This is a genomic window from Paenarthrobacter nitroguajacolicus, assembly GCF_029952445.1.
Classification (GTDB): Bacteria; Actinomycetota; Actinomycetes; order Actinomycetales; family Micrococcaceae; genus Arthrobacter; species Arthrobacter nitroguajacolicus_B.
In genome coordinates this window covers 73,504-86,175 of sequence record NZ_JAQPPK010000023.1, presented here as the reverse complement: position 1 = coordinate 86,175, position 12,672 = coordinate 73,504, and the positions used below count along the sequence as shown (strand labels likewise).

9 protein-coding genes are annotated in these 12,672 nt (G+C 64.5%); 2 read left to right on the top strand and 7 right to left on the bottom strand.

Features of this window, described 5'->3' with window-relative positions; all coding sequences use genetic code 11:
- From PJL15_RS16655 to PJL15_RS16645, 3 genes are all read right to left on the bottom strand, one after another.
- The coding region (locus PJL15_RS16655; RefSeq protein WP_281452256.1) for a 1-phosphofructokinase family hexose kinase at window positions 1–792 on the bottom strand (792 nt) is incomplete at its 3' end.
- A complete protein-coding gene (locus tag PJL15_RS16650) occupies window positions 789–1,724 on the bottom strand; it encodes an ROK family protein (protein WP_281452255.1) in 936 nt (311 codons plus the stop codon). The genes PJL15_RS16655 and PJL15_RS16650, both read right to left, overlap by 4 nt.
- Before the next feature lie 9 nt (window positions 1,725–1,733).
- Entirely contained in the window at window positions 1,734–2,651 is a 918-nt protein-coding gene (locus PJL15_RS16645) for an SIS domain-containing protein (RefSeq protein ID WP_281452254.1), read from the bottom strand.
- 272 nt (window positions 2,652–2,923) lie between these two features.
- On the opposite strand from PJL15_RS16645, the gene PJL15_RS16640 reads away from it, so the two are divergent.
- Window positions 2,924–6,826: an endo-alpha-N-acetylgalactosaminidase family protein gene (locus tag PJL15_RS16640; RefSeq protein WP_281452253.1), complete on the top strand. Its 3,903-nt coding sequence runs from the start codon at window positions 2,924–2,926 to the stop codon at window positions 6,824–6,826.
- Window positions 6,827–6,897: 71 nt separating this feature from the next.
- Here the strand turns inward: PJL15_RS16640 and hutI are convergent, their stop codons facing one another.
- The 4 genes from hutI to tdh all read right to left on the bottom strand — a co-directional run bounded on the left by hutI (window position 6,898) and on the right by tdh (window position 11,624).
- Window positions 6,898–8,127, bottom strand: a complete 1,230-nt coding sequence (gene hutI / locus PJL15_RS16635) for an imidazolonepropionase (RefSeq protein ID WP_281452252.1) — start codon at window positions 8,125–8,127, stop codon at window positions 6,898–6,900.
- 11 nt (window positions 8,128–8,138) lie between these two features.
- Complete coding sequence (locus tag PJL15_RS16630; protein WP_281452251.1) at window positions 8,139–9,236, bottom strand: NAD(P)/FAD-dependent oxidoreductase; 1,098 nt, start codon at window positions 9,234–9,236, stop codon at window positions 8,139–8,141.
- 120 nt (window positions 9,237–9,356) lie between these two features.
- Window positions 9,357–10,550, bottom strand: a complete 1,194-nt coding sequence (locus PJL15_RS16625) for a glycine C-acetyltransferase (protein WP_281452250.1) — start codon at window positions 10,548–10,550, stop codon at window positions 9,357–9,359.
- A 27-nt stretch (window positions 10,551–10,577) separates the two neighbouring features.
- Window positions 10,578–11,624 (bottom strand): L-threonine 3-dehydrogenase, encoded by a 1,047-nt coding sequence (gene tdh, locus PJL15_RS16620; protein WP_281452249.1) that lies wholly within the window; start codon window positions 11,622–11,624, stop codon window positions 10,578–10,580.
- A gap of 109 nt (window positions 11,625–11,733) precedes the next feature.
- Here tdh and PJL15_RS16615 point away from each other — a divergent pair, with 109 nt between their 5' ends.
- Window positions 11,734–12,663: a LysR family transcriptional regulator gene (locus tag PJL15_RS16615; RefSeq protein WP_281452248.1), complete on the top strand. Its 930-nt coding sequence runs from the start codon at window positions 11,734–11,736 to the stop codon at window positions 12,661–12,663.
- The last annotated feature ends 9 nt before the right edge of the window (window positions 12,664–12,672 follow it).

The following is a 12,672-nucleotide window of genomic DNA, read 5'->3' as shown; positions in this document are numbered from 1 at the left end:
GGCGTCGCCCGCCCCTGTGGGGTTGCCGCTGAGCGATTCGGGCAGGCGCGCGCTCCAGTAGCCGCCCGGGGCGGCGTGGTCGAAGGCGAGCATGCCGTCTGCGCCCGCGCTGACCAGCACGGTGCGGGCGCCCATATCCAGCAGTGAGAGTGCCGCCGCTTCAATGCTGGACTCCCCCGTGGCTTCTGCCAGTTCATGGTGGTTGGGCTTGAGGATGTCGGCGCCGGCCTTGGCAGCGGCGATGATCCCGGGACCGGACGTGTCGATGATGGCGGGGACGCCGGCGTCGTGGGCCAAACGCACGAGTTCCGGGTAGAAGTCGGCGGGAGCGCCGGGCGGCAGGCTGCCCGAACCAACCAGCACGGAGGCTGGCAGGTTCCGGTTTCCGGTGACGGCTTCGCTGATAGCGGTCCTGAGCGAGCGCCATTCGTCGGGGAGCAGCGCCTGGCCTTCCTCGTTAAAAATCGAGGTTTCGCCGCCCACCGTATCCACCAGCGCAATGCTGCGGCGCGTTTCTGCCGCTACCCCCACCAGGATGTGCGGGACGCCGCTGGTCCACAGTTCGGCGGCCAGCGTCTGGCCAGCCGCGCCGCCCGTGGGCGCTATGGCGAGGACCGGGTAGCCGAGCTGGTGCGTAACCCGGGCTACGTTGATGCCTTTGCCGCCAGCGCGGCTTATGGGGGTGGGAACCCTGTGGCTCGCGCCCTCGGTGATACCGCGGACCGTGTAGGTCATGTCGATGGCAGGGTTCGGGGTGACAGTGATGATGCGGTTCACGTTGGCTCGCTTCATTGTCCGGCTCCCAGGAGGGCGCGTGCATTGAGGGCAGCGCCAAGCAGGCCGGCGTCCTGGCCCAATTGGGCACGGATCAGCCGTGGGCGCCGTTGGAAGTCCAGGATCTGGTCCACCCTGGCGCGGAGGGGATCCAGAAGCTCGTCGCCGGCTTCGGCAAGCCCTCCCCCGATCACTACGGCTTCGGTGCCGATGATGTTGACGCATTGGCAGATGGTGAAGGCAAGGGCGTCCACGGCCTCTGCCCATATTCGTTGCGCCGTTGAATCTCCCGAAGCTGCAAGGGCCAGGACCTCACGCGCTCCCGGCACCGGGGTTCCCGAGGCCCGCTGGTAGCGCTTGGCGATGCCGCCTGCTGAGCCAACAGCTTCCAGGATGGTGGCCGCAGTACTCCGGGGACCGGCGTCGGGGTCCGGGACCTGGGCATGGCCCAGTTCCCCGGCGAAGCCGCCCGCAGTCACAGCCTTGCCGCCGGAGAAGACCGCAGCGGCGATTCCCGTGCCCACCACCATGACCACCACTTCGCTGAACTCTTTCGAGCCACCCAGTGCGTGCTCAACGGCAGCGGCGGAGCGGACGTCGTGGTCGAAGGCCACCGGAATGCCGAGCCGTTTTTCGGCTTCCGCTGTGAAGGGAAAGTTCCGCCATCCGAGGTTGGCAGAGTAGACGCCGATGCCCGCCATTGAGTCAACGATGCCGGGGACGATGATGCCCGCAGCCTTGGCGGGAGTGGCAGGGAACTCTGCGGCCAACTCCATGGCGAGCTCAACCAGGCGTTCCACCACGGCCTCGCCGGGGCGCGCCGGATCCAAGGGCGTGGGAACGCGCCGCATCCCCAAAACCACTCCCTTCGCATCCACCAAGCCGGCCTTGATGTCCGTCCCGCCAACGTCGAACGAGAGCACTGGTGACTCTGCGGCTCCGAGAACCATGGCAGGTACCTAGGCGGATGCGTCGAGAATGACCGAACGGGTCAGGTTGCGCGGCAGATCCGGATTCAAGCCACGGACGCGCGCACGTTCGAGCGTCACTTTGTGGACCCGGGCAAGCTCGGCCAGGGGGTGCTTGTCCGTGTGGAGGTAGAGGGCGCCGGTGGCTGCCATGTCCTGGTCCAGGCCCTCGGGCTGGGCACCGAACAACCACGTGACCCTGCCGGGGGCGGCAATGGAGATGGGGCCGTGGCGGTATTCCATGGCGGGGTAGGACTCGGTCCACCCCTGGACAGCCTCACGCATTTTCAGGCCGGCTTCGTGGGCCAGCCCCACGGTCCAGCCGGTGCCCAGGAAAGTGAACTGCTCAGCGTCAAGGAGCTCCTGGGAGACCGGCGCGCTTACCGCTTCACGGGCATCGTCGATGGCTTGGCGCAAATCCACGCCAAGGCTGGCCAACAGGTATACCAAGGCGGTGGTGGCGAACCGGGTCTGCACCACGGAGCGCTCGTCCGCGTACTGGAGGCCAATGACGGTATCTGCCAGTTCGATGATGGGCGAGGTTGTGTCGCCAATGATTGCAACAGTGGGAACGATCCCCTTCAACGCGGCCAGGATCTCAAGTACCTCAGTGGTGGTTCCCGATCGCGTGATGGCCACAACGGCGTCATACTGGCGGTCAGCGCTGTTGTTGTTCAGGAAAGCTTCGGACGCGGCGAACGCGTCCGTGACGCCCTTACCCGCGGACTCGCGCGCAGCGGCGTAGCTCTGGGCCATGAACCAGGAAGTGCCGCAGCCAAAGACGGCGATGCGTTGGCCGTCAGCGGGAAGCAATTGCTCGCTGCGGGCCTGGTCAACGGCGCGCTGCCACACGTCCGGTTGGGAGAGCAGCTCTTCCTCCATGAAGGCACCCAGTGTGTTCTCGCTCATTGTGTTCTGCTCCCGCTCATGTAATGACGTTTCTTGATCTATAGAAACACTAAACGATCATTTTCGATCTAACAAGGATCATCTACTGGAGAAGACTGCGCGTTTGCCGCTCGCGGCAGGCAGAGCCGCGGCTCCGCCTCAATCATGTTCTTGCATGTGCTTTTAAGTTAACTACCTGTTAACTCTTGTCAACTTCCTGTTCGTACAGCAGGGTTGGAGGAGTCCGCAAGAAAGTGATTATTACTCACTCGAAATAATCAATAAGGAGCATCATGCCCCGCCCTACATCCCCAGGACGCCTTGCCTCGCTGAGTTTGGCATGCGTCGTAGCTTCGTCCTCGCTTGGACTGCTGGCCATCGAACCCGCCAACGCAGTCCCCCTTACCCAACCGGCAGACGTCGTCACCGCCAGTGACACCGCCACCCTCACATCCGGTGCGCTCCGCGTGGATGTAGCCACCACGTTCCCCCAAGTCCTTGGCTACACCGACACCGCCACCGGGGCCCGCCTCGACGGCACCACAACGAGGTTGAACACCATCACCCTCAACGGAGTGGAGTTCGGCGTCAGCGGAACGTCCACCGCCTCCGGAAGGGACGCACGGGACTACGTCCTCACGGTGCCCGACTTCGGCAACACCGTGATCAAGGCACGGCTCTCCGTCAAAAAGAATGTGGTCTCCTTCAACGTCACGGAGATCAAGGACACAGCAGACCACCTCGTTAGGACCTTGCAACTCCCCCGCCTGAACCTGGTCACTGTGGGTTCCACGCAGCCCGGCGCCCAAGTGTCCACGGCCAATCTGTCCGTCGACCGAGGCGTGACGGGAGACCAATTCACGCCGATCACTGGTGCGACTCCGTTGGACGCCACTGCCAAGAGTTCGGCCTACGCCCTGGCCAACACGGCAGCGTTGGGTGCCGCCGTCGAATCCAATGCCCTTTACGACACCTCTTCGGGTCCCGGCGCCAAGGACCGGGGGCGCTTTTGGCGCCAGGCGGTCAGCGACGGTGCCGGTGGCGTGTCCATGGGACTCGCCAGCGGCCAGTGGCTCTACCGCGCCGAAGGCTCTGCCACCACCGAGGAACTTCCCTGGACACGCGTCGCCATCACCTCTGACGCGAACGCCGACGGCGGCGTGGACTGGCAGGACGCGGCAATCGCCATGCGCTCCATCCAGGTCAGCCCCAACAAGGGCGAGCAGACCCCGGATAACGTGATCACCCACATCCCGTTCAACTTTGCGTCCCAGGCAACACACCCGTTCCTGCGGACTCTGGACGACGTCAAACGGATAGCCCTGGCCACCGATGGGCTGGGCCAGGTGGCCATGCTCAAGGGCTACACCAGCGAGGGCCACGACTCAGCCAATACGGACTACGGCAACAACTTCAACACCCGTGCCGGCGGCCTGGAAGACCTCAACAAGCTGGTCAAGGAGGGCAAGGACTGGAACGCCAGCTTCGGCGTCCACATCAACGCCACCGAAATCTATCCTGAGGCCAAGTCCTTCAGCGAAGACCTCCTGCGGGCCGACAAAGGCCTTGGTTGGAACTGGTTGGACCAGTCGTACTACATCAACCAGCGCGCGGACATCAATTCGGGCAAACTCGCCCAGCGCATCAAGGAACTGCGCGAGGCCACGGACAAGAACCTGGACTTCGTCTACGTTGACGTGTATTACGAGTTCGGCTGGCTCGCCGAACGCCTGCAGCAGGAGCTCGTCAAGAACGGCTTCCGGGTTGGCTCCGAATGGGCTGACCACTTGTCCCGGAACAACACGTGGTCGCACTGGGCCAACGATGAAAAGTACGGTGGTTCCACCAACAAGGGCATCAACTCGCAGATTCTGCGCTTCATCAACAACACCCAATCGGACGTCTGGAACCCGGACCCCAAGCTCGGCGTGAGCCATATCGTGGAGTTCGAAGGCTGGACCGGCCAGAACGACTTCAACGCGTTCAGCGAGAACGTGTGGACAGCCAACCTGCCGGCCAAGTTCCTTCAGCACCACCAGATCACCAAGTGGACCCCTGAACGGATCGACCTCGCCGATGGCGTGTCCGTCACCGGAAACAGCGCCGAAGAACGCAACATCACGGTGGGCGGAACATCCGTGTTGCAAGGCGGGACGTATCTGCTTCCCTGGTCCTCCAAGGAAAACGGGACGTTGGACAAGCTCTACCACTACAACCCCGCAGGCGGCACCAGCACCTGGACCCTCACGAAGGAATTCGCCAAGGCGGGCTCTGTTGAGCTGTTCAAGCTGACGGACAACGGACGCGTCAAGGTCGCGGATCTCCCCGTAGTCAACGGACAGATCACCGTCACCGCCGATGCCAATCAGCCCTACGTCCTCACTTCCAAGAACAGTGCGCTCCCGAAAAACGCCGACTTCGGCGAAGGCACCGCCTTCAACGATCCCGGCTTCAACGGCGCCGATCTCACCCCCTGGAACCCTGCCGGCAGCGTCACCCAGGTCCGCGACGACAAAGGCCGCCGCTTCGCCGAGCTGGGGGCAACGGCGTCGTCCATCAGCCAGGAAGTAAAGCTCGACGCCGGAACGCAAGCCGTCAGCGCGTGGGTGGAAATCCAACCAGGCAAGACCCGGCCAACCACCCTCTCCGTTGACATCAACGGCAAGGCCGAAAGCACCACCATCGATTCGTCCAACGCCGAAAACTACGTGGCCGGCGACGAGAAGCACGGTACGGCGTTCCAGCGGGTAAGGGTCCTGGTGGACGTGCCGCGGAACAACACGAAAGCCACCGTTTCCCTCAAAGCGGCCGACGGCGATGCCACAGTACGCGTGGACGACTTCCGGGCGGTGAAAACCACCCGTGTGGCCACCACCGGCGTGCTCAGCGAAGACTTCGAGAACGTGGACCAAGGCTGGGGACCCTTCGTCAAGGGCGATGCCGGCGGCTCCACCGACCCGCGTACGCACATCACCGAACGGCGCGAACCCTTCACCCAGAAGGGCTGGGACGCCAACGTGATCGACGAAGTACTGGACGGCACCTGGTCACTGATCGCCCACGACGAAAACCTCGGCCCAGACGGCGGACCGGGCATGGTGTACCGCACCACCGAGGCGACTGTGCCGTTCCAGGCGGGACACAAGTACAAGGTGTCCTTCGACTACCAGAACTCCAAGGCCGGGCAGTACGCCTGGGTTTCCGGCTATGACTCGCAGGCAGGTCCCGCCGTGACGGGCAGCCAAGCCATCGACGCGAAAACCTCCACCACGCGGTTCGAGCAGATCGTTGATACCGGCTTCTGCGGGGACTACTTCGTGGGGTTGCAGCGCACGGGCAGTGCCAACGGCTCGGACTTCACGCTGGACAACTTCCTGGTGGAGGATCTCGGCGCCTCTGACGCTGTCCCGGCCTGTGCACAGCTCTCGGCAGTACTTCAGGGCGATGTAGTCCAGCAGGGCAAAGCGCAGGATTTCGTGACCACGTTTGTTTCCGACGAACCGGCCACCATCAGCGGACTGGCCGTTGCACTGGAGCTTCCTGAAGGATGGACGGCAACACCGTCCACGCCCGCAACGGCTGCGACGCTGCCCGCAGGCGGAACCCTGACCACTACGTGGAAGGTCACCGCACCGGCAACCGCCGACGGCGGCTATCCCATCACCGCCAACGCCGGCTACACCACCACAACCAACCCGACAGGATCCCGCAGCATCAGCACCACCACCGCTGTCCGGACACTCCCCAAACCGCCGCAGGCCACAGTGTTCGCCAGCGACCACCCGTGGGTCAGCGCCACCAACGGCTGGGGGCCGGTGGAGAAGGACCTGTCCAACGGTGAGCAGGGAGCGGGTGATGGCAAGCCCTTGACGCTCAACGGCAGGGTCTACGCCAAGGGACTCGGGGCCCACGCAAACAGCACCGTCCGGTACTTCCTGGGTGGCCGCTGCAGCACCTTCACGGCCACCGTGGGGATCGACGACGCACAAACAACCCGCGGCAGCGTCAAATTCTCCGTGCTTTCCGATGGAACGGCGAAAGTGACCACGCCCGTGCTGGGGCCCACCAGCGCTCCCCTGCCGCTCACCGTGGACGTTACGGGAGCGCAGTATGTGGAACTTGTGGCCAACGATTCCGGTGACGGAAATGGCAACGACCATGCTGACTGGGCCGACGCCAAGTTCACCTGCGCCTAAAGCAACGCGGGGTCACTTCTGGCCCATCCCCAAGGGGATTTCCGGCCATAAGTGACCCCGCGTTGCATTAACTAGACCGAGCGAACACCCGCGCGCCACACCGAATGGGTCAGCGGAATGCCCGGACGGTACGCCAGGTGCGTGGCTGACGGCGCCTTGAGCATGTGCAGGTCCGCCCGATGCCCGACGGCGAGCGAACCCACCGCCCGCTCGCCGTCGACGTCGTTCCCGGACTCCCGGCCCAGCGCCAAGGCGCCGCCGTACGTCGCCGCGCGGACGGCCTCATGGACGCTCAAATGCATCTGGAGTACGGCCGTAGTGACGCAGAAAGCCATGGAACTGGTGTACGAGGTGCCGGGGTTGCAGTTGGCCGCCAGCGCGATCTGGACGCCGGCGTCGATCAACTCGCGGCCCGGCGCCAGCGGCTGGCGGGTGGAGAGGTCGCATGCGGGAAGGCAGGTGGCCACAGTGCCCTTTGTGCCGCTCCCGGTGGAGGCATCCCAGCCGGCCCACGTTTCCGCGAGCGCTTTTACATCGAGGTCCGAAAGGTAGTTCACGTGATCCACGCTCGCTGCGCCGAACTCCACAGCCAGGGCCACCCCGGGTCCTTCGCCAAGTTGGTTGCCGTGAACCCTCAAACCCAGGCCGGCGTCGCGGGCCGCCGTCAGGACGCGGCGCGACTGGTCCTCCGTAAAAGCACCGCGCTCACAAAAGACATCCGCCCAGCGGACATGAGGGAGGACGGCGTCGAGCATGGCGCCGCAGACCAGATCCGTGTACTCCTCGGGGTCCGCGCCGGCCGGGACCAGGTGCGCGCCGAGGTAGGTCACCTCATCGACTTCTGCTGCAGCGATCCGGGCGCTGCGGGCCTCGTTTTCCACGTCCAGCCCATAGCCGGTCTTGCTCTCGAGGTAGGTGGTCCCCTGCGAGACCGCTTCCTCCACGCGGCCCCGAACCAGGGCGGTGAGTTCGTCGTCGCTGACGCTGCGTGTGGCGCCGGTGGTGACGGCGATGCCGCCCGCGCTGTAGCTCTGCCCCGCCATGCGTGCCTCGAATTCCGCTGTGCGGTCCCCGGCGAAGACAAGGTGCGAATGCGAATCGACCCAGCCAGGCAGGACGGCGCGGCCTTCGGCGTCGAGCATTTCATCGGCGGACGGAGCATCGTGGCTTGGCCCGATCCAGGAAATGCGCTCGCCTTCGAAGACAATGGCCGCATCCTTGAGGACCCGGTGCTCCAGGTCCTGGGTCATCAGTTCGCCGATGTTGGTGATGAGTGTGCTGGCAGGTGTGGTTCCGCTCATATGCCTATTGTTCAGCGCCGAATGGACCAGCGGGCGGCCGCAAGCTGCTCCACTGTCCGGGATTCCGGACTCTCCGCCTCAACTGCGCCGAGGATGAGGGCAGCAGCGAGCTCGGCGATGGCTGAGGACGTCTGGAAACCGTACCCTCCCTGACCGGCCAGCCAGAAGAAGCCGGGCGCTTCGGCGTCGAATCCCACCACCGGGATGCCGTCCGCGGCCTCGGTCCGCAAGCCCGTCCAGGCCCGCTCCACGGAGTGGATGCCCAAGGTTGTCACGTTATTGAGATTGGCGATCAGTTTCCCGACGTCCCCGGGGTGCGGCTTGGCGTCCTCTGGTCCGCTGGGCACGTGCTCCGACGGCGAAATCAGCACCTGGTTTCCTTCGGGGCGGAAGTAGAAGGAATCATCGGCCGCGCACACCATGGGTGTTTCCGGTGGCAGCGGCTTCTCCACATTCACGATCGCGGCAGTCCGTCGGAACGGCTGGAGGCCGAGCTTCTCCACGCCGCTGATGACGGCCAGTTCGTCCGCCCACGCCCCGGCGGCATTAACGACGACGCCGGACTGGAACCCTTCCGTGCCCGCGCCCACCTGCCAGCCACTTCCCAAACGCTGGGCCGAGTGGACTTTGGCCCCGGTGATGATGTCCGCTCCGGCCGCAACGGCGCTCTGCCGATGCTCCTCCAGAAGCAGCGGTGCATTACAGCCGAACGAGCCGTTATCCAGTCCCGCCGCCGTGAAGGAATCCGGGTTGAGGGCCGGGCAGAGCTCCATTGCTTCGGCATGGCTGATCCGGTGCATGTTTCCGCTGGCTTCGGCTTGGACTCTTTCTTCGTCGCCCACCAGCATGAAACCCCGCCGGGTCAGTATGGGCTCCGTCGCCTGGGCGTCGCGGGCTGCCAACAATTCCAGCGTTCGCACGGTCAGCTCCTGCACCACCGGCGGCCCATAACTGGGGATCAGTTGCCGGGCCGACCTCGAGGAGGTGTGGAAGGCCAGGGATTGCTCAGCTTCAACCAAAGCCACTGTGCACTTGCCAGCCAACGCCGCCGCCAAGGACAGCCCGGCAATACCGCCGCCAACGATTACCACGTCATAATTCGAAGCCATGGATCCATCCTGTCAGACGCTCTCCCACCAAACACCCCCTTCCGGCCGACCGTCTCTCACTTTCCTGACGCAAGTGAGAGACGGTTCCCGGGAAGGGGCGGTTTGGTGAGAGAGGATCGCTCAGGCGACCGCGGCGCGGCTCTTGACGAACGCCTGAACGCACGCTTCGACGTCGTCCGTGCTGTGCGCAGCGGAAAGCTGCACGCGGATCCGGGCCACGCCCTTCGGCACTACGGGGAAGCTGAAGGCTGTGACGAAGACGCCGTTGTTGAGCATTTCGTCGGCAACCTTTGCAGCCACCACGGCATCGCCGAACATGACGGGGATGATGGCGTGTTCGCCGTCGAGGAGTTCGAAGCCTTCCTCGCTCATGCGGCGGCGGAACAGGGCAGCATTTTCGAACAGGCGGGTACGGAGTTCGCCGGATTCCTGGACGAGCTCGATCGCCTTGATCGTGGCCGCAACGATGGCCGGGGCAAGGGAGTTGGAGAACAGGTACGGGCGGGCCTTCTGGCGCAGCATGGCAACGATCTCGCCGCGGCCGGACACATAACCACCCGAGGCGCCGCCGAGCGCCTTGCCGAAGGTGCCGGTGTAGATGTCCACGCGGTCCGAAACGCTGGCGTGTTCGGGAGTGCCGGCGCCAGTGGAACCCATGAAGCCGACGGCGTGGGAATCATCCACCATGACCAGGGCGTCGTGCTTCTCGGCGAGGTCGCAGATAGCCTCGAGGGGTGCCAGGTAACCGTCCATGGAGAAGACGCCGTCCGTGACGATGATCTTGCGCCGCGATCCCGAAGCCTCAACGAGTTTGGCTTCAAGGTCTGCCATGTCCTGGTTGGCGTAGCGGAAGCGCTTGGCCTTGCTCAGGCGGATGCCGTCGATGATGGACGCGTGGTTGAGGGAGTCGGAGATGATGGCGTCGTCGGGGCCGAACAAGGACTCGAACACGCCACCGTTGGCGTCGAAGCAGCTGGAGAACAGGATGGTGTCCTCCGTGCCAAGGAACTGCGAAACCCGCGCTTCCAATTCCAAGTGCAGGTCCTGCGTTCCACAGATGAAGCGCACGGACGCCATTCCGAAGCCACGCTCGTCCATGGCGGACTTGGCGGCCGCGATGATGTCCGGGTGGTCGGCCAGGCCCAGGTAGTTGTTGGCGCAGAAGTTCAGCACCTTGTTGGCCGCTTGGCCGAGCTGGCCTGCGGCGATGTGGCTTGCCTGCGGGGAATCGATGTGGCGCTCGGTCTTGAAGAGGCCGGCACTGCGGATTTCCTCCAGCTCGCCCTGCAGTTGGTCTTTGATGGCTGAGTACATGGGTGCTCCTAAGTTTCGGGGGTCCGGTTAGAGTTCAGTCCAGTCAAGGACCACTTTGCCGCCGGTTCCGGCACGGGCAATCTCGAAGCCCTTTTCCCAGTCGGCTGCGGAGAGCTTGTCAGTGACGACGGCGGAGATGCTGCGGTGCAGTGCCGGGTTGGAGGACAGCATGGCACTCATGGCGTACCAGGTCTCGAACATCTCACGGCCGTAGATGCCCTTGAGCGTGAGCATGTGGGTGACAACCTTGCCCCAGTCGATGTCGATGGACTGGCTGGGCAGGCCCAGCATGGCGATGCGTCCACCGTGGTTCATGTTGTCGATCATCTCAGGCAGGGCCGTGGGGTGTCCCGACATTTCCAAGCCGATATCGAACCCTTCGCGCATGCCCAGCTCCTGCTGTGCTTCACGGACGCGCATCTTTGAAACGTCCACGGCGAGGTCCACGCCCATCTGGCGGGCAAGCTCCAAGCGCGGCGCGGACACATCGGTGATGGCGATCTTCCGCGCACCCGCATGGCGTGCGACGGCGATTGCCATGAGGCCGATCGGTCCGGCACCTGTGATGAGGACGTCCTCCCCCACCAACGGGAAGCTCAGCGCCGTGTGGACTGCGTTGCCGAAGGGATCGAAGATGGCACCAAGTTCCGGGGTGACGGATTCATCATGGTGGACCCAGACATTCGTTTCCGGGATCACGACGTATTCGGCGAACGCACCATCGCGTTGCACGCCAACGGAGACGGTGTGGATGCACATCTGGCGGCGCCCGGCACGGCAGTTGCGGCAGATTCCGCAGACCACGTGGCCCTCGCCTGAGACGCGGTCTCCGACCTTGACGTCCCGCACGTCCTCGCCGATTTCCACTACTTCGCCATAGAACTCGTGGCCGGCGATGAGGGGCGTTTCGATGATGCTCTGCGCCCAGGCGTCCCAGCTTTGGATGTGGAGGTCGGTGCCGCAGATGCCCGTGGTCATCACGCGGATCTTGACGTCGGACGGACCCGCTTCGGGCTCGGGGCGGTCGACGAGTTCGAACCCTGCGTGTGGTCCGGATTTGTAGAGAGCCTTCATGGAATTCCTCACTGCTGGGGGCTGCTTCGCTGCTGCTGACTTCCATTGAATCCCCGGCAACGATTTAGCACAACTAGATTCTTCTCAATCAACGATTTAGGATTTGCTAATGGAAATTCATCAGCTGCAGATGCTCCGCGAGCTCGGGGACCTCGGGAGCGTGAAGGCCGTCGCCGAGACGCTCATGGTCACTCCGTCGGCGGTTTCGCAGCAGCTTGCCCTGCTCCAGAGGTCGGTTGACGTGCCGCTGACGCGCAAGGAGGGCCGCGCTTTGGTGCTGACCGATGCGGGGCGCGTCCTCGCGGAGGCGGGTGCCGCCGTCGTCAATGCCATGGCCGACGCCCGGGCGGCGATTGGCGCGTACCACGACGCGCCCGACGCGCCGGTGAGCGTGAGCGCTTTCCACAGTGCGGGGCAGGCGCTTTTCGCCCCACTGGCGGCGCTGCTGGCGTCCGGAGAAGCGTCCGACGGCGGGATGTCGCCACGGCTGCGGCTCTCCGATGAGGACGTGGCCCAGGAAGATTTCCCGGGGTTGGTTGCCCGGTATGACCTGGTGCTGGCACACAGGATGGACAACAGCCCGCAATGGCCCGGCGACAAGGTAGCGGTGATCCCGCTCGCGGACGAGCCCCTGGATATCGCCTTACCCGCGGACCACCCGTTGGCTGCGCGGGAGGAACTGGAGCCATCCGACGTCGTCGACGAACCCTGGGTGACCAGCCGCGATGGCTACTCCCCCGCGGACGTCCTGGCCGCCGTCGTGGCCGTCAGCGGCAGGCCGGCCGAAGTCCTTCACCGCATCAACGACTACTCCACAGTCGCCGCGCTGGTTTCGGCCGGCGGCGCGATCGGGCTCTTGCCGCGCTTCACCGCGCGCAGGGTGCTGGACGCCGGCGTGGTGTTGCGGCCGCTGGCGGGCGTAAATTCCGTGCGCAAGATCGACATCCTGGCCCGTCCGGAGACACTCAAACGGAAATCGGTCATGACGGTTTGCGAGTCACTTCAAACCGTCATGACCGGGCTTACCTCACCCCGCTAGGTCAGTCGC